The organism is Burkholderia sp. Bp9140 (assembly GCF_003853425.1).
Classification (GTDB): Bacteria; Pseudomonadota; Gammaproteobacteria; order Burkholderiales; family Burkholderiaceae; genus Burkholderia.
Map to the genome: position 1 here is coordinate 63,871 of NZ_QTPQ01000027.1, position 17,773 is coordinate 81,643.

General features: G+C 71.1%; 15 protein-coding genes. 7 read left to right on the plus strand and 8 right to left on the minus strand.

The window, feature by feature from the left end; genetic code table 11:
* Positions 1–47 precede the first annotated feature (47 nt).
* Both DIE21_RS22400 and DIE21_RS22405 read left to right on the plus strand, forming a co-directional pair.
* Positions 48–1,244: a serine hydrolase gene (locus DIE21_RS22400; protein ID WP_124499770.1), complete on the plus strand. Its 1,197-nt coding sequence runs from the start codon at positions 48–50 to the stop codon at positions 1,242–1,244.
* Complete coding sequence (locus tag DIE21_RS22405; protein ID WP_124499771.1) at positions 1,241–2,479, plus strand: MFS transporter; 1,239 nt, start codon at positions 1,241–1,243, stop codon at positions 2,477–2,479. Before DIE21_RS22400 ends, DIE21_RS22405 begins: the two co-directional genes overlap by 4 nt.
* Positions 2,480–2,492: 13 nt before the next feature.
* Here DIE21_RS22405 and DIE21_RS22410 read toward each other — a convergent pair whose 3' ends face one another.
* From DIE21_RS22410 to DIE21_RS22425, 4 genes are all read right to left on the minus strand, one after another.
* The gene (locus DIE21_RS22410) at positions 2,493–3,500 is read right to left on the minus strand and encodes a sugar-binding transcriptional regulator (RefSeq protein WP_185642822.1); all 1,008 of its coding nucleotides are present in this window, start codon (positions 3,498–3,500) and stop codon (positions 2,493–2,495) included.
* A 56-nt stretch (positions 3,501–3,556) separates the two neighbouring features.
* Positions 3,557–5,038: a xylulokinase gene (xylB, locus tag DIE21_RS22415; RefSeq protein ID WP_124499773.1), complete on the minus strand. Its 1,482-nt coding sequence runs from the start codon at positions 5,036–5,038 to the stop codon at positions 3,557–3,559.
* Between the two features lie 125 nt (positions 5,039–5,163).
* Entirely contained in the window at positions 5,164–6,558 is a 1,395-nt protein-coding gene (gene dalD / locus DIE21_RS22420) for a D-arabinitol 4-dehydrogenase (protein ID WP_124499774.1), read from the minus strand.
* A 172-nt stretch (positions 6,559–6,730) separates the two neighbouring features.
* Positions 6,731–7,642: a LysR family transcriptional regulator gene (locus tag DIE21_RS22425; protein WP_124499775.1), complete on the minus strand. Its 912-nt coding sequence runs from the start codon at positions 7,640–7,642 to the stop codon at positions 6,731–6,733.
* A 99-nt stretch (positions 7,643–7,741) separates the two neighbouring features.
* Here DIE21_RS22425 and mdlC point away from each other — a divergent pair, with 99 nt between their 5' ends.
* The 4 genes from mdlC to DIE21_RS22445 all read left to right on the plus strand — a co-directional run bounded on the left by mdlC (position 7,742) and on the right by DIE21_RS22445 (position 13,451).
* Positions 7,742–9,349, plus strand: a complete 1,608-nt coding sequence (gene mdlC / locus DIE21_RS22430) for a benzoylformate decarboxylase (RefSeq protein ID WP_124499776.1) — start codon at positions 7,742–7,744, stop codon at positions 9,347–9,349.
* A 29-nt stretch (positions 9,350–9,378) separates the two neighbouring features.
* Positions 9,379–10,830, plus strand: coding sequence for an aldehyde dehydrogenase family protein (locus tag DIE21_RS22435; RefSeq protein WP_124499777.1), 1,452 nt, complete (start codon positions 9,379–9,381; stop codon positions 10,828–10,830).
* A gap of 13 nt (positions 10,831–10,843) precedes the next feature.
* On the plus strand, positions 10,844–11,788 hold the full coding sequence (locus DIE21_RS22440) for a ketopantoate reductase family protein (RefSeq protein WP_124499778.1): 945 nt from the start codon (positions 10,844–10,846) through the stop codon (positions 11,786–11,788).
* Positions 11,789–12,053: 265 nt separating this feature from the next.
* Positions 12,054–13,451 (plus strand): MFS transporter, encoded by a 1,398-nt coding sequence (locus DIE21_RS22445; protein ID WP_124499779.1) that lies wholly within the window; start codon positions 12,054–12,056, stop codon positions 13,449–13,451.
* A 33-nt stretch (positions 13,452–13,484) separates the two neighbouring features.
* Here DIE21_RS22445 and kynA read toward each other — a convergent pair whose 3' ends face one another.
* The 3 genes from kynA to kynB form a co-directional block, all read right to left on the minus strand.
* A complete protein-coding gene (gene kynA / locus DIE21_RS22450; RefSeq protein ID WP_124499824.1) occupies positions 13,485–14,411 on the minus strand; it encodes a tryptophan 2,3-dioxygenase in 927 nt (308 codons plus the stop codon).
* A 79-nt stretch (positions 14,412–14,490) separates the two neighbouring features.
* The gene (gene kynU / locus DIE21_RS22455; RefSeq protein WP_409364645.1) at positions 14,491–15,744 is read right to left on the minus strand and encodes a kynureninase; all 1,254 of its coding nucleotides are present in this window, start codon (positions 15,742–15,744) and stop codon (positions 14,491–14,493) included.
* Between the two features lie 25 nt (positions 15,745–15,769).
* Positions 15,770–16,411, minus strand: a complete 642-nt coding sequence (gene kynB / locus DIE21_RS22460) for an arylformamidase (protein ID WP_124499780.1) — start codon at positions 16,409–16,411, stop codon at positions 15,770–15,772.
* Between the two features lie 130 nt (positions 16,412–16,541).
* Here kynB and DIE21_RS22465 point away from each other — a divergent pair, with 130 nt between their 5' ends.
* Positions 16,542–17,042, plus strand: coding sequence for an Lrp/AsnC family transcriptional regulator (locus tag DIE21_RS22465; RefSeq protein WP_006477992.1), 501 nt, complete (start codon positions 16,542–16,544; stop codon positions 17,040–17,042).
* Here DIE21_RS22465 and DIE21_RS22470 read toward each other — a convergent pair.
* Positions 17,029–17,538, minus strand: coding sequence for a flavin reductase family protein (locus tag DIE21_RS22470; protein WP_124499781.1), 510 nt, complete (start codon positions 17,536–17,538; stop codon positions 17,029–17,031). The genes DIE21_RS22465 and DIE21_RS22470 overlap by 14 nt on opposite strands.
* Between the last annotated feature and the right edge of the window lie 235 nt (positions 17,539–17,773).

Consider the following 17,773-nt stretch of genomic DNA (forward strand, 5'->3'; position numbering starts at 1 on the left):
CGCCGGCTCCCTACGATGGGCGTTCCTTCACTGTTCGAGGTCACGCCATGTCATCCCTGCCTGTCACCGCCCACCGCGCAGAACCGGACGCCGCGCTGCCCGAGCGCCTCGACGCCGTGCTCGATCGCGCGCTGGCCGAGGCGCGTCTGGTCGGCGCGGTCGTGCTGGTCACCCGCGACGGCGAACCTCGCTATGCGCGCGCGGCCGGTCTCGCCGATCGCGAGGCCGGCACGCCGATGCGGGAGGACACGCTGTTCCGGCTCGCGTCGGTGTCGAAGCCGATCGTGACGGCCGCCGCGATGCGGCTGGTCGCGGCAGGCCGTATCGGGCTCGACGAGCCGGTCGCGCGCTGGTTGCCGGCGTTCGAGCCGACGCTGGCGGACGGCACGCGCGCCGGCATCACGTTGCGTCATCTGCTGTCGCATACGGCCGGGCTCGGCTACCGCTTCCTCGAAGCCGACGGCGACGGCCCGTATGCGCGCGCCGGCGTGTCCGACGGCATGGACCGCGCGGGCCTGTCGCTCGTGGAGAACGTGCGGCGCATCGCCGGCGTGCCGCTGCGGTTCGCGCCCGGCACGTCGTGGGACTACTCGCTCGCGATCGACGTGGTCGGCGCGCTGATCGAGGCGCTCGACGGCCGGCCGCTCGCCGAGGCCGTGGCCGCGCTCGTCACCACGCCGCTCGGGATGACCGACACGGCATTCTTCGCGCACGACGCCGCGCGCTTCGCGACGCCGTACGTGAGCACACCGGGCGCGCCGCGCCGGATGACCGACGACGATCTCGTCCCGGTGTACGACGGCACGGTCGGCATCCGCTTCGCGCCGGCGCGCGCGTTCGATGCGGCCGCATGGCCGTCGGGCGGCGCGGGGATGGTCGGCACCGCGCGCGACTGCATGACGCTGCTCGATACGCTGCGCACCGGCCGCGACGACTGGCTCGCGCGCCGCTGGATCGACGAGATGTCGCGCGTGCAGCCGGGGGCGCACGACCTGCAGGACGCGCCGGGATTCGGCTTCGGGCTCGGCTTTTCGGTGCTGCGCGATCCGGCGGCCGCGCAGTCGCCGGAGTCGGTCGGCACGTGGCGCTGGGGCGGCGCGTACGGGCATGCGTGGTTCGTCGACCGCGCGGCCGGGCTGACGGTCGTGGCACTGACCAATACGTTGTACGAAGGGATGCACGGGCGCTTCGTCACCGACGTGCGCGATGCGGTGTACGGCGTCGACGAACGGAGCGCGACATGAGCGAGTGCATACCCGCTTCCGCTTCCGCCTCCGTCTCCGACCGGGCGTCCGGCCTGTCCGCACCGGTGCGCGAACGCCTGCCGGTCGCGAACCTGCTGGCGCTCGCCACCGCCGGTTTCATCACGATCCTCACCGAGGCGTTGCCCGCCGGCCTGCTGCCGTTGATGAGCGTCGACCTGCGCGTGACCGAGGCGCTGATCGGCCAGCTCGTGACCGTCTATGCGCTCGGCTCGATCGTCGCGGCGATTCCGCTCGTCGCCGCGACGCGCGCGATGCGCCGGCGCCGGCTGCTGCTCGCGGCGCTCGCCGGCTTCGTCGTGTCGAATGCGTTGACGGCGGCGTCGCCGTACTACGCGCTCACGCTCGCCGCCCGTTTCGTCGCGGGCGTGTCGGCCGGGCTGCTGTGGGCGTTGCTGGCCGGCTATGCGAGCCGGATGGTCGACGCATCGCTGCGCGGCCGGGCGATCGCGGTCGCGATGCTCGGCGCGCCGGTCGCGATGTCGATCGGCATTCCGGCCGGCACCGCGCTCGGTGCGTTGTTCGGCTGGCGCATCGCGTTCGCGGGCATCACGATCGCGGCGCTCGCGCTGATCGGCTGGATCCGGCTGCGCGTGCCCGACTATCCGGGGCAGCGGGCCGGCGCGCGCGAGCCGGTGCTCGGCGTGTTCGCGCTGCCCGGCGTGCGGCCGGTGCTGGTCGTGATGTTCGCGTACGTGCTCGCGCACAACATGCTGTACACGTACGTCGCGCCGTTCCTCGCGGGCGTGCGGATGGGCGCGCAGGTCGACGCGGTGCTGCTCGTGTTCGGCGTCGCGTCGCTGGTCGGCATCGCGCTGACGGGCGCATGGATCGGCGCCGCGCAGCGGCGGCTGACGCTCGCGAGCATCGCGCTGTTCGCGCTCGCGGCGGCGATGCTCGGCGCCGGATCCGGAATGGCGATCGTCTATGCGGGTGTCGCGCTGTGGGGGCTCGCGTTCGGCGGCGCGCCGACGCTGTTCCAGACGGCCGCCGCGAACGCGGCCGGCGACGCGGCCGATGTCGTGCAGTCGATGCTCGTGACGGTGTGGAACCTCGCGATCGCGGGCGGCGGCATCGCGGGCGGGATGCTGCTCGGCGCGACGGGCGCGAGGGCGATTCCGTGGGTGCTCGTCGCGCTGCTGACGGCGGCGTGGCTCGGCGCGTGGCGCGCGCGCCGGCATGCGTTTCCGGCACCGCGCGCGGCCGCGGCCGTGTAAGTGTCCGGCGGCGTCAGGCTGCCTTCGCCTCGAGTGCCGCGCGTGCGCATGTCTCGTCGGTGACGAGCCCCGACAGCCAGCCGCCGCGCAGCGCGGCGATCACCGCGTCGCGCTTCTTCGGGCCGCCCGCGAACGCGATCGTCGGACGCTTCGGCGGCGTGTCGAGCGCGACGCTCGTCACGCGCGCGCTCGTCGACACGTCGACCAGCCTGCCCTGCGCATCGATCGGCACGCCCAGCAGCTCGGCCACCGCGCCGAGCGCGGTCATCTCGTCGCGTTCCTGTTCGGTGATGAAGCCGTCCTCGTAGAGCGGGCAGTGCGGGCCGATGTTGCCGATCCCGACGAACGCGACGTCGGCCTGCGCCGACAGCGCATCGACGATCCGGTACAGCCGGTGATTGCACCATTGCGCGCGCTCGGCGTCGCTGTCGGCGAACAGTGGCGCGGGCAGCAGGAAGTGCTTGCTGCCCGTCTTCTCGGAGATGTACTGCGCGACGTCGTAGCGGTTCGACGAGCCGTCGGCCGCGATCGCGCCGACCATCGACACGAGCCGGTGCTGCGGCCGCTCGATCTGCGCGATCTGCGCGACCGCCGCCTTCAGCGTCCGTCCGCTGCTGACCGCGATCACCATCGGCCGTGTTTCGTTCAGGTAGCGCTCCATCACCTGCGCGCCGGCGACTGCGAGCTTGCGGTCGATCGCTTCGGGCGCGTCGGCATCGACCGGCACGACTTCGCACATCGCGAGTCCGTAGCGTTTCGACAGTTGCGCGCCGAGATCGAGACAGTCGGCGAGCTGGTGATCGACGCGCACGCGGATCAGGTTTTTCTCGACCGCGAACGCGACGAGGCGCTGCGCGACCGGGCGCGACACCTGCAGCTTCTCGGCGATTTCGTTCTGCGTGTCGCCCGCGACGTAGTAGAGCCACGCGGCACGCGTGGCGAGATCGAGTTTTTCTGAGGACTTGGACACGATAGCGGTTCGGTTCGGATCTGGGCCGGCCGTCGGGCGGCGCAACGGCATCCACTGTAACGCATGCCGGGCGCGCGGCCGACGGCCGCCGCGCGTCGTCGCGGCGCTTACGCGAGCCGCGCGCGCGACGGTTCGTAAAGCGGGCGCACATGACGATACAGCGAGCGGAACGCGTCGAGGCGTTCGCGCAGCAGCGCATGACGTGCGGCGTCGGGCGCATATTCGGCGCGCACCGGCGGCTTGGTCAGCACGGCAAGCGGATCGCCGCCGACGGCAAGCCAGCCCAGGCGCGCGGCGCCGAGCGCCGCACCGGTTTCGCCGCCGCCGTGCTGGCGCGTGCGCACGTTCAGCGCGTCGGCGATCAGCTGCGCCCAGAACGCGCTGCGCGCGCCGCCGCCGATCAGCGACAGCCGGTCGGTTTCGACGCCCGCCGCGTGCAGCGCATCGAGGCCGTCCGCGAGGCCGAGCGTCACACCTTCGAGCACCGCGTAGCCGAGATGCGCGCGCTCGGTCGCGTGCGTCATCCCGAAGAACACGCCCTGCGCATACGGATCGTTGTGCGGCGTGCGTTCGCCGGACAGGTAGGGCAGGAACAGCGGCGCCGTCGCGAGCGCGTCCGCGTCGAGCGCCTCGATTTCGGCGAGCAGCGCCGGTTCGTCGGTGCCCGTCAGCTTGCAGACCCAGCGCAGGCAGCTCGCGGCCGACAGCACGACGCTCATCAGTTGCCAACGATCGGGGATCGCATGACAGAACGCATGCACGGCCGATGCGGGATTCGGCATGAAGCGGTCGCCGACCACGCTCAGCACGCCCGACGTGCCGAGCGACACGAAGCCGTCGCCGGCGTGGATCGCGCCGATGCCGAGCGCGCTCGTCGCGTTGTCGCCGCCGCCGCCCGCCACCACGACGGCCTCCGACAGCCCGAGTTCGCGCGCGACGTCCGCGCGCAGCGTGCCGGACGGCGCGTTGCCTTCGACGATGCGCGGCATCTGGTCGCGCGTCATGTCGCACGCGGCGAGCAGCGCGTCGGACCAGTCGCGGCGCGCGACGTCGAGCCACAGCGTGCCGGCCGCGTCGGACGGATCGGAGACCTTCGCCCCCGTGAGCCGGAAGCGCAGGTAGTCCTTCGGCATCAGCACGCAGGCCGTCGCGGCGAACACGTCGGGTTCGTGTTTCGCGACCCACAGCAGTTTCGGCGCGGTGAAGCCGGGCATCGCGAGGTTGCCGGCCAGCGCGTGCAGATCGGGCGCGCGTTCGGTGAGCAGCGCGCATTCGTCGGCGCTGCGCATGTCGTTCCACAGGATCGCGGGGCGCAGCACGCGGTCGTCGCGGCCGAGCAGCACCGCGCCGTGCATCTGGCCCGACAGGCCGATCCCGCGCACCTGCGCGAACGCTTGGCGGTGCCGTTCGCGCAGTGCCGCGAGCGCGGCGAGCGTGCCTTGCCACCAGTCGTCCGGATGCTGTTCCGCCCAGCGCGGGTGCGGCCGCGACACGCTGAACGGCGTGCCCGCGGTGCCGGCCACGGTTCCGTCCGGGGCCAGCAGCAGCACCTTGACTTCCGAGGTGCCGAGGTCGATGCCGAGATACATGAGCGATCCGTTCCGTCAGTGAGGAGCCGCTACTTTAGCCGCACGCACGCGCGCATGCCAACGCAGGTTCGCCCGGATGCGCGGCTGCGCACGGGCGGCGGGCCGCCGTGCTTCGGGGCCGCCCATCAGCGCTGCGCGAGCCATGCGTCGACGCGCGCGAGCCCGGCGCGCAGCGCCTCGAACAGCGCCGCGTTGCCGGCGAGCGAGCCCCACAGCGGGCGGCTCGCGCACAGCGCGACGACCGGGTCGTCGGCCTCGACGATCGCTCGCGCGGCGCCGTCGTCCATCACGCCGTCCTGGTACGCATACGGCAGCAAGCCGCGCGCCCAGCGTTCGAGAAAACGCAGGAACAGCGCCGGCAGCACGGCGGTGGCGACCGGCGCCGCGCCGCGTGCGAACGATTCAACGAGCGTCGGCGCGATGAAGCCGGGAATCTTCGAGAAGCCGTCGGCCGCGACGCGCTGGTTCGTGTCGAGCACGTACGGGTTGCCGAAGCGTTCGAGCACGACGTCGCGATAGCGTTCGAGATCGAGCGGGCTCGGGCTGAGGCACGGGATCACGTCCTGCGTCACGTAGTCGTGCGCGAAGCGGCGGATCGCCGCGTCGTGCGTGCCCTCGTGGATATACGTGCAGCCCGCGAGCGTGCCGGCCCACGCGATGCAGCTGTGCGTCGCGTTGAGGATGCGGATCTTCGCTTCCTCGTACGGGTGCACGTCGTCGACCAGTTCCGCGCCGGCCAGCTCCCAGCGCGGCCGGCCGGCCGCGAAGCGGTCCTCGATCACCCACTGGATGAACGATTCGCCCATCACCGGACACGCGTCATCGACGCCGGTGGCCGCGCGCACGCGTTCGCGCACGTCGGCGGTCGGGCGCGGCGTGATGCGGTCGACCATCGCGCTGGGCGTCGCGACGTTCGCATCGAACCACGCGAGCAGGTCCGTTGCGCCGCGCCGTTCGAGGAATTCGCGCATGCCTGCGCGAAAGCGCGCGCCGTTGTTGCGCAGGTTGTCGCAGCTCTGCAGCGTGAGCGGGCCCGCGCCGCGCGTCGCGCGCTCGGCGAGCAGTGCCGCGAGCGCGCCGTACAGCGTCGTGCGCGCGCCCTGCAGGTCGGCCGCGAGATCGGCGTTCGCGAGGTCGAGCCGGTTGTGTTCGTCGAGGTAGTAGCCGCCTTCGGTGACGGTGAACGACACGATCCGGCACGCCGGGTCGGCGCCCGCGTCGATCAGCGCGGCGAGGTCGATCGACCACGGCAGCACGCGCGAGATCGCGCGGACCGTCTCGTATGCGCGCTCGCCTTGCGGCGTGACGGTTTCGAGCGTGTAGGCGCCGTGTTGGGCGGCGAGCGCGTCCATCGTCGCGCGCATGTCGTCGCGGATGTTGCCGACGGTCAGCGACCAGCGTTCGCCGGCCGGCACGGCCGCGTTCACGCGATGCAGATACCACGCCTGGTGCGCGCGGTGAAACGAGCCTGCGCCGATGTGCAGCAGCACGGGCGTGCGCTCGGAGGGCGATTCGCTCATCCGGTGTCTCCTGTTCGTGCCAGTTTTCCTGTCGAATACGATCATTTGCTCTTTGTGTGAGCGAATGATCGTATTCGGGCGAGCGAAAGTCAAGGCGGAGACACGGCATTTCGATGGTGCGCTGCGGCGGTGCGCGGGCAGTGCGGGAGCGGGGGCCGGAAGGAGCAGGGCGTCAGCGCCCTTCGCGCGTGAGCGCGACGAGTTCGTCGAGCAGCTTGCCGGCCGGCCCCGGCAGGATCCCGTGGCGGCGCCGGAACGCGGTGAGCGTGCGCACCGCGACGACCTCGCGCACCGGCAGCGTGTCGATCGTGCCGGCGAGCCGTTCGGCGCCGTACATCGGTTCGGCCATCCAGCTCAGGAAGCCCGCATGCGCGACGAGGCTCTTGAGCGTCGTGACCGAGCGCGTCTCGACCGCGATGTCGGGCAGCGCGAGCCCGTGCGCATCGAAGGTCGCGCGCATGTGATCGAACGGCGCGGTGCCGCGCGGCGGAATCGCCCAGCGCGCGTGCAGCGTGTCGGCGAGCGTCGGTGCGCGGCCGAGCGCGCGCAGCGGATGGTGCGGCGCCGCAACGATATGGCTGCGATCTTCCCAGCGGCACTCCGGAATCGCGACGATCTCGTCGGTGTCGGGCCCGTGCGCCGACAACGCGAGATCGATCTCGTGCTTGTTCAGCCCTTCCGCGAGCCGGTCCCACACGCCTTCGAGAATCTCGACGCGCAGGTTCGGCCAGCGGTCGAGCACGCGGCCGACCGCGACCGGCAGCACGAGGCTCGCGATGCTGCCCACCGTGCCGACCTTGATCGTGCCCTTCGCGAACCCGCGCATCGCGTCGAGCTCCTCGCGCGCGTGTTCTGCCTCGTGCTGCAGCAGCGTCGCATGCGGCAGCAGCGCCTCGCCGAACGCGGTCAGCTGCACGCCTTTCGAATGGCGCTCGAACAGCGGCGCGCCGACCTGGTCCTCGAGCCGCTTCAGGATCCGGCTCAGCGCCGGCTGGGTCACGTGCAGCGCGTCGGCCGCGCGGCCGAGGCTGCCGCACGCGACGATGGTCGTGAAGGCACGCAATTGTCGGAGATCGAAAGTCATGCCGAACCGTAATGGCTTTTCGCAGAAAATACAGTATCCGAGAATGACTCGCGCTTCGATACTGTGGAAACCGCCAAGCCACCGAGGAGACGCCCGAGCATGTCCGGCACCCCGTCCCATTCCGCCACGCCGATCACCGTCCGCGACGCCGTCATCGATTTGTTTCGCCAGTTCGGCATCGATCGCGTGTTCGGCAACCCCGGCTCGACCGAGCTGCCGATGTTTCGCGATTTCCCCGCCGATTTCCGCTACGTGCTCGGCCTGCAGGAGGCCGTCGTGGCCGGGATGGCGGACGGTCATGCGCAGGCCACCGGCAATGCGGCGGTCGTCAACCTGCATTCGGCGGCCGGCGTCGGCAACGCGATGGGCAACCTGTTCACCGCGTTCAGGAACCGCACGCCGCTGATCGTCACCGCGGGCCAGCAGGCGCGCGCGATCCTGCCGTTCGATCCGTTCCTCGGCGCGACGCAGGCCGCCGAGATGCCGAAGCCCTATGTGAAATGGAGCATCGAGCCCGCGCGCGCGCAGGACGTGCCGGCCGCCATCGCGCGCGCCTACCGGATCGCGATGCAGGAGCCGCGCGGGCCGGTGTTCGTGTCGATCCCGGTCGACGACTGGGACCAGCCGGCCGAGCTGCTGCCGCGCCGCGACGTGAGCAGCGTCGTGCGGCCCGATCCCGACGCGCTCGCGCGGCTCGGCGACACGCTCGATGCCGCGCGGCGTCCCGCGCTGGTGGTCGGTGCGGCCGTCGATCGGGCCGGTGCGTGGGACGACGTCGTGCGGCTCGCCGAGCGGCACCGCGCAAGCGTGTACGTCGCGCCGATGTCGGGGCGCTGCAGCTTTCCCGAGGACCATCCGCTGTTCGCCGGCTTCCTGCCCGCGATCCGCGAGAAGATCGTCGCGCGGCTCGACGGGCACGACCTCGTGTTCGCGTTCGGCGCACCTGCGTTCACCTATCACGTCGAGGGCTTCGGCCCGCACGTGCCGCCGGGCGCCACGCTGGTGCAGCTCGTCGACGATCCGGGCACGGCGGCGTGGACGCCGTCGGGCGACGCGGTCGTCGGCAACCTGCGGCTCGCGGCGCGCGACCTGCTGGCCCGGCCGGCGCCGCCCGAGCGGCCGATGCCCGCGCCGCGGCCGCCGCGTCCGCGCGCCGAAGCGCCGGCCGCCGGCGAGCGGATGTCGGTGGCGTTCGCGCTGCAGACGCTCGCCGACGTGCGCGACGCGCATGACATCGTCGTCGAGGAAGCGCCGAGCGCGCGGCCCGTGATGCAAATGCACCTGCCGTTCACGCGCAGCGGCACGTTCTACACGATGGACAGCGGCGGGCTCGGCTACGGGATGCCGGCCGCGGTCGGCGTCGCGCTCGCGCGGCCGGGGCGGCGCGTGATCGGCCTGATCGGCGACGGGTCGAGCCTCTATTCGATCCAGGCGTTGTGGAGCGCCGCGCAGCTGAAGCTGCCGATCACGTTCGTGATCCTGAACAATCGCCGCTACGCGGCGTTGCAGGACTTCGCGCCCGTGTTCGGCTTCGGCCCCGACGATCCGGTGCAGGGCACCGATCTGCCCGACCTGGATTTCGTCGCGCTCGCGCAAGGGATGGGGTGCCGCGGCATCCGCGTCGCCGATGCCGCGCGCCTGCGCGACACGCTGACGGACGCGCTGCGGGCCGATACGCCCGTCGTCGTCGACGTCGAGGTTGCCTGACGCGCATGGCGCGTCGTTCCGGAGAATCCATGCAAACCGTATCGATGCTGATCGGCGGCGAACGCCGCCATTCGTCCAGCGGCGCGACCTTCGTGCGCCGCAACCCGCTCGACGGCGAAGCCGCGTCGGCCGCGCCCGCGGGCACGGTCGACGATGCGCGCGCGGCGGCCGACGCGGCCGCCCGCGCGTTTCCAGCGTGGGCGGCGCTCGGCCCCGGCGCGCGCCGCGCACTGCTGTTGAAGGCGGCCGCGGCGCTCGAAGCGAAGCACGAGCAGTTCGTCGCCGCGATGGCGGCCGAAACCGGCGCGTCGGCGCTGTGGGCCGGCTTCAACGTGCACCTTGCCGCGAGCGGGCTCGTCGAGGCCGCGTCGCTGACCACGCAGGTCGGCGGCGAGCTGATCCCGTCCGACGTGCCCGGTTCGCTCGCGATGGGCGTGCGGCAGCCGGCCGGCGTCGTGCTCGGCATCGCGCCGTGGAACGCGCCGGTGATCCTCGCGACGCGCGCGCTCGCGCTGCCGCTCGCATGCGGCAACACGGTCGTGCTGAAGGGCTCCGAACTGTGTCCCGTCACGCACGGGCTGATCGTCGAGGCGCTGCAGGAGGCCGGGCTGCCGCCGGGCGTCGTCAACTTCGTGACGAACGCGCCCGAGGATGCGGGCGCCGTCGTCGATGCCCTGATCGCGCATCCGGCGGTGCGTCGCGTGAATTTCACCGGATCGACGCGCGTCGGGCGGATCGTCGCCGAAGCGTGCGCGCGTCATCTGAAACCGTCGGTGCTCGAACTCGGCGGCAAGGCGCCGTTCGTCGTGCTCGACGATGCGGATCTCGACGCGGCGGTCGCGGCGGCCGCGTTCGGCGCGTTCGCGAATTCCGGGCAGATCTGCATGTCGACCGAGCGCATCGTCGTCGACGCATCGATCGCCGACGCGTTCGTCGCGAAGCTCGCCGCGAAGGCTGCGTCGCTGCCGCTGGGCGACCCGCGCCACGGTCCCGTCGTGCTCGGCTCGCTGATCGACATGAAGGCCGTCGAGCGCTGCAACGCGCTGATCGACGATGCGCTCGCGCACGGCGCGACGCTGCTGTGCGGCGGCATGTCCGGCAGCACGCTGTTTCCGGCGACGCTGCTCGATCGCGTGACGCCCGCGATGCGGATCTACGCGGAGGAATCGTTCGGGCCGGTGAAGGGCATCGTGCGGGTCGACGGCGAGGCGGCCGCGATCCGCTGCGCGAACGACAATGCGTTCGGGCTGTCGTCGGCCGTGTTCAGCCGCGACGTCGCGCGCGCGATGCGCGTCGCGGCGCGCATCGAATCGGGCATCTGCCACGTGAATGGCCCGACCGTGCACGACGAGGCGCAGATGCCGTTCGGCGGCGTGAAGGACAGCGGCTTCGGTCATTTCGGCGGCAAGGCCGGCATCGCCGCGTTCACGGACCTGCGCTGGATCACCGTGCAGACCGTGCCGCGCCACTATCCGTTCTGAGAGGCCGCCGACGATGAGGATTGCGATTCTCGGTGCGGGCGCGATGGGCTCGCTGTTCGGTGCGCTGCTGGCCGAGCACGGCGAGGCCGTCACGCTGATCGACGTGAACGACGCGCATCTCGATGCGATCCGTCGCGACGGGCTGCGCCTCGACGACGATCGCGGTGAGCGCCGCATCCGTACGTTGCAGGCCATTCGGCCGGAAGCGGCGAATGCGGCCGCAAGCGCGTCGCCCGACATACCGTTCGACTTGCTGATCGTTTTCACGAAATCGCTGCACACGCGTGCGGCGCTCGAAGGCGTGCGCGCATTGCTGACGCCGCATACGCACGTGCTGACGCTGCAGAACGGTCTCGGCAACGTCGAGACGCTGAATGCGTTCGTGCCGCTCGAGCGCATTCTGGTCGGCGTCACGACGTGGCCGGCCGACTTCGCCGGCGCCGGGCACGTGCGTTCGCACGGTGCCGGCACGATCCGCATGATGACGGCCGACGGCGCGACGCGTCCGTTCGCGGCGGCCGTGGCCGACGCGCTGTCGCGTGCCGGGCTCGCGTGTTCGCTCGATGCCGACGTGTGGGCCGCGATCTGGGAGAAGGTTGCGTTCAACGCGGCGCTCAACACGCTGTGCGCGGCGACGGGCTGCACGGTCGACCAGCTCGGCGGCGTTCCGGACGGCCCGCGGCTCGCGCTCGCGATCGCGGCCGAGACGGCCGCCGTCGCGCGTGCGAAAGGCATCGCCGTGGACGGCGAACGCATCGCGCGCAACGTCGAGCATGCGATCCACGCGCATCGCGGCCATCGGCCGTCGATGCTGCAGGACGTGCTCGCGGGTCGCCGTACCGAGATCGACGCGATCAACGGCCAGGTCGTCGCGGCCGCGCGCGAGACGGGCGTCGCGGTGCCGCATACGGACACGCTGCTCGCGCTGGTCCGGCTGATCGACGCACGGATCGACTGAGCATCAGGCCGGCGGCCGGCTTGCGCCGCAAGACGATACGAGTGCGTCGCGCGCAGGCGACGTCGCCGGATCGGGACGGGTTGGACAAGACACCGGAGCCGGCGCCGATGCGTCGACGCCGGCCGACTGCGCAGCACGAGATCCGGGCACGCGCCACCGCGCCAGCCCGGGCAACAGGAGACGCCATGAAAGTCATCGAATGCCGTTGTCTGGACGCGCGCCGTTCGCGCACCTTGCCGCCGACGCGCGGCGCGCGGGAGCGCGCATGAGCACGCGCGACGGGTTGCAGCCGCCCCCGGTCGACATCGGCGCGACGCTCGACGACGGGCCGTTCACGACGATGCAGCGTTACGTGGTGCTGCTCGCCGCGCTCGCGATCGTGCTCGACGGTTTCGACGGCCAGTTGATCGGCTTCGCGATTCCGGTGCTGATGCGCGAATGGGGGATCACGCGCGGCGCGTTCGCGCCGGCGGTGGCCGCCGGGCTGATCGGGATGGGCATCGGCAGCGCGTGCGCGGGGCTGGTCGCGGACCGCTTCGGCCGCCGCCAGGCCGTGATCGGCAGCGTGTTCCTGTTCGGCGTCGCGACCTGCGCGATCGGCTTCGCGCCGGATGTCGCGACGATCGCGATGCTGCGCTTCTGCGCGGGGCTCGGGATCGGCGGCGCGCTCCCGACGGCCACGACGATGACGGCCGAATACACGCCCGCGCGGCGCCGCACGATGATGGTGACGGCGACGATCGTCTGCGTGCCGCTCGGCGGGATGCTGGCCGGACTGTTCGCCCACGAGGTGCTGCCGAGCTACGGCTGGCGCGGGCTGTTCTTCGCCGGCGGCGCGCTGCCGCTCGTGCTCGGCTTCGTGCTGGTGCGCGCGCTGCCCGAATCGCCGCGCTACCTGGCGCGCCGCCCCGCACGCTGGCCGGAACTCGGCGCGCTGCTCGCGCGCATGCAGCGGCCCGTCGCGCCCGGTACCGCGTTCACCGATCTGCGCGATGCACGCGCGCCCGGCGCACGAGGCGGGTTCGGTGCGCTGTTCGCCGGCGGGCAAGCGCGCGACACGATCGCGCTGTGGTGCGCGTTCTTCATGTGCCTGCTCGCGGTGTATGCGGCATTCAGCTGGCTGCCGACGATGCTGGCCGCGAGCGGGCTGAGCGTGTCGGTCGCGGGCTCGGGGCTCACCGCGTACAACCTCGGCGGCGTGATCGGCGCGCTGCTGTGCGCATGGGCGATCGCGCATGCCGGGTCGCGCTGGCCGCTCGCGCTGTGCAGCATCGGCGGCGCCGTGAGCGCGGTGTGGCTGATGGGCGTGGATGCAAGCCGCCATACGGGCTGGCTGATCGTCGGGCTCGGCCTGCACGGGCTGTTCGTCAACGCGGTGCAGTCGACGATGTATGCGCTCTGCGCGTACATCTACCCGACGGCGGTGCGGGCAACCGGGACCGCGAGCGCGCTCGCGTTCGGCCGGCTCGGCGCGATCCTCAGCGCGTTCGCGGGCGCGATCGTGATCACCACGGGGGGCGCCGCGGCCTACCTGACGATGCTGGCGATCGCGATGGGGGTAGTCTGCGTCGCGCTGCTCGTCGTGCGACGGCATATCCCGCGACTGTCGCGCGCGACAGTGCAGCCGCGCGAAGGGGAGGAACTGGCCCGCACGTCGTCGTGACGGCGGGCGCATGACGTGCGCGGCTGACGTGCGTTACAGCGTCGTGCGCACGTGCCAGAGCTCGGGGAACAGCACGACGTCGAGCATCTTGCGCAGGTACGGCGCGCCGCTCGTGCCGCCCGTGCCCTGCTTGAAGCCGATGATGCGCTCGACGGTCGTCACGTGACGGAAGCGCCACTGGCGGAATGCATCCTCGAGATCGACGAGTTCCTCCGCCATCTCGTAGAGCTCCCAGTGTTGCTGCGGGTGACGATAGACCTCGAGCCACGCGGCCTCGACGGTTTCGTCGTGACGCATCGGCTGCGTCCAGTCGCGCTCGAGCCGCTCGGGCGCGATCGGGAAGCCGCGCCGCGCGAGCAGGCGCACGACCTCGTCGTAGAACGACGGCGCCTCGAGCGTCGCGCGCACCTGCTCGAGGATGTCGGGCCGGTGCGCATGCGGCTGCAGCATCTGCACGTTCTTGTTGCCGAGCAGGAATTCGAGCTGCCGGTACTGGTACGACTGGAAGCCCGACGACTGGCCGAGATACGGCCGCATCGCCGAATACTCGGACGGCGTCATCGTCGACAGCACGTTCCACGCCTGCACGAGCTGCTCGAGGATCCGCGACACACGCGCGAGCATCTTGAACGCGGGCGGCAGCGCGTCGCCGCGCACCGCGTCGAGCGCGCCGCGCAGCTCGAAGAGGGCGAGCTTCATCCACAGCTCGCTCGTCTGATGCTGGATGATGAACAGCATCTCGTTGTGATCGGGCGACAGCGGATGCTGCGCGTCGAGGATCGCGTTCAGCGACAGGTAGTCGCCGTAGCTCATCGACTTCGAGAAATCGAGCTGCGCGTCGTGCCAGCCGGCTTGCGCGGGGGCATCGCCCGGCACGTGCGGCGCTTCATGAGCGGGGTGGCCCGCGCGTGCGCCCGAGAACGGGCAGCCCGCCGGCGCATCGTCGCCGGGTGGCTGCATATGACCAGAATTCACGACTCTCTCCAGATTTGAATGACGGGGGCCCGGCGCGCGGCCTGCGCGCGCCGGGCGATGCCGATCAGGTCACCGCGCCGCGCTCGGCGAACTCGGGGGCCTTCCACGCATCGGTGGCGAGGATGTCGCGCAGCGTCTCGACGGCATCCCACACGTCGGCGAAACGCGTGTAGAGCGGCGTGAAGCCGAAGCGCAGCACGTACGGCTCGCGGTAGTCGCCGATCACGCCGCGCGCGATCAGCGCCTGCATCACCTCGTAGCCGTGCGGATGCTCGAAGCTCGCCTGCGAGCCGCGCTGGTGATGCGCGCGCGGCGTGACGAGCTTCAGCGACAGGCCCGCGCAGCGCGCTTCGACGAGCGCGATGAACGCGTCGGTGAGCGCGAGCGACTTGCGGCGGATCGCGTGCATGTCGGTCTGCAGGAACACGTCGAGCCCGCATTCGACCATCGACATCGACACGATCGGCTGCGTGCCGCACAGGAAGCGCGCGATGCCCGGATCGGGCGCGAAGCCCGGCTGCATCGCGAACGGTGCGCGGTGGCCCCACCAGCCCGACAGCGGCTGCGAGAAATGCGCGTGATGGCGGTGCGGCACCCACACGAACGCCGGCGAACCGGGGCCGCCGTTCAGGTACTTGTACGTGCAGCCGACCGCGCCGTCCGCATGCGCGCCGTTCAGGTCGACCGGCACCGCGCCGGCCGAATGCGCGAGATCCCACAGCATCAGCGCGCCCGCGTCGTGCACGAGCTGCGTGACGGCCGGCATGTCGTGCATGTAGCCGGTGCGGTAGTTCACGTGCGTGATCATCGCGACGGCCGTGTCCGCGCCGAGCGCGCCCGGCAGGTCCGCCGGATCGTCGATCAGGCGCAGCTCGTAGCCGCCGCCGAGCTGCTCGATCAGCCCTTGCGCGATGTACAGGTCGGTCGGGAAGTTCGAGCGCTCCGACACGATCACGCGGCGCTGCGGTGCGCGCCCGGCCTGGTGGCGCAGCATCGCCGACAGCAGCTTGAACAGGTTGATCGAGATGGTGTCGGTCACGACGGTCTCGCCGGGCGCGCCGCCGATCAGCGTCGCGAGCTTGTCGCCGAGGCGGCGCGGCAGCGCGAACCAGCCGGCGGTGTTCCAGCTGCGGATCAGGCCTTCGCCCCATTCGGCGCCGATCACCTGTTGCGCGCGGGCGGCCGATGCGCGCGGTTGCGCGCCGAGCGAGTTGCCGTCGAGGTAGATCACGCCGCCGGGCAGCGCGAACTGGTCGCGCAGTGCGGCGAGCGGGTCGTCGCGATCGAGGGCGAGCGCGTCTTCACGGGTCTTGATCATGATGTCGGGTCAGTGGTTCGGTTAATCAGGAGGATCGGCCGGGCAGCGCGCGCAGCACCGCACGCACGGGGCTCGCATCGAGCGTCGCGAACTTCAGCGGCAGTGCGATCAGCTCGTAGTCGCCGGGCGGCACGTCGTCGAGCACGATCCCTTCGAGGATCGCCATCCGGTGCGCGCGCACGCGATGATGCGCATCCATGGTCTTCGATTCCTGCGGGTCGAGCGACGGCGTGTCGATGCCGATCAGCTTGACGCCGCGCGCGGCGAGCAGGTCGACGGTCTCGGGCGCGACCGCGCAGAAGCCGCTGTCCCATTGCTCGACGCGGGCGCGCGCATAGGTGCGCAGCAGCACGCGCGGCGGCACGCCGTCGAGCGCGGCCTCGAGGTCGGCCGGGCGCACGACCGGCGATGCGCCGATGCAGTGGATCACGCGGCACGGGCCGAGATAGGTGTCGAGCGGCACCGCGCCGATCGGCGCGCCGTCGGCGTCGTAGTGGAGCGGCGCATCGCAGTGCGCGCCGGTGTGCGGCGACAGCGTCAGGCGCGCGACGTTGACCGGCGAGCCGGCCTCCATCCGCCATACGCGTTCGACGGAAACCGGCGTATCGCCCGGCCACACGGGGGTGGCGGGGCTGACCGGCGGCGAGATGTCCCAGAGTGTGTCCATGGCATGACGAATCGGTGAATCGATGCTTCGAATGATAGGTGGACGCTCGCAGAAAGTGCTTGCGAAATAAACATGGACAATCCGCCCGATTGGCAGATAATTCGAATCAGAGGGAAAACGGGGACCAAAAATGCATGCGATCACGCTCGATGCCACCGACTGCCGGATTCTGGCGGTACTGCAGGAGGAGGGCAGAATCAGCAATCTCGACCTGGCCGAACGCATCTCGCTTTCGCCGTCGGCCTGCCTGCGCCGGATGCGCCTGCTCGAAGAGCAGGGCGTGATCGAGCACTATCGCGCGTGCCTGAGCCGCGAGAAGCTCGGCTTCGAGCTCGAGGCGTTCGTGCAGGTGTCGATGCGCAACGAAGAGAATCAATGGCACGAGCGTTTCGCGGAAGCGCTGCGCGAATGGCCGGAGGTGGTCGGCGCGTTCGTCGTGACGGGCGAGAGCCACTACCTGCTGCGCGTGCTCGCACACAACCTCAAGCACTATTCGGATTTCGTGCTGAACCGGCTCTACAAGGCGCCGGGCGTGATGGACATCCGTTCGAACATCGTGCTGCAGACGCTGAAGGACGAAGCGGGCGCGCCGGTCGGACTGGCGCGCACCGGGGCGATCAAAGCGGTGTGAGGCCGTGGAAGCCACCGCCGTGGAACACGAGCGGCGGCGCGGCGTCCGACACGTCTCGCACGCCGCAGCGTTCCACTTCGCCGACGAAGATCACGTGGTCGCCTTCGTCGTAGCGGCTGCGGTTGTGGCATTCGAACCACGCCAGCGCACCGTCGAGCACCGGCATGCCCGAGTTGCCGGCCGCATGCGCGATGCCTTCGAAGCGGTCGCCCTTGTAGGTCGAGAAGCGCTTGCACAGGTCGAGCTGCGATGCCGCGAGCACGTTCACCACGTAATGGCTGTTGCTGCGGAACACCGGCGTCGACGCCGATTTGTGCGCGAGGCTCCACAGCACGAGCGGCGGATCGAGCGACACCGAGTTGAACGAGCTTGCGGTGATGCCGATCAGCTGCCCGGACGGCGCACGCGTCGTGATGACGGTGACGCCGGTCGCGAACTGGCCGAGCGCCTGGCGGAAGGCGGCCGAATCGAAATCCGGCGGGTTGGCATGCTTCATCGGGCGGCCATCCGGAACGAAACGGACAGGCGCGGCGCGCGGCGGATGCAACGGGCGCGGCGGACGAAAGGCGGCAAGGCCGGGGCGGTCGGTTGGAAAGTGGTGCGCATGGCCCGATTTTAGCGGAATCGCGACCGGCAAGCCCGTGCGGACGGCGCATTGCGGCGCGAGCGTGAGGTAGCGAACACTGTCGCGCGGCGCCGCCATCGCTGCGGAACGGCCGTTCGATCGCGTT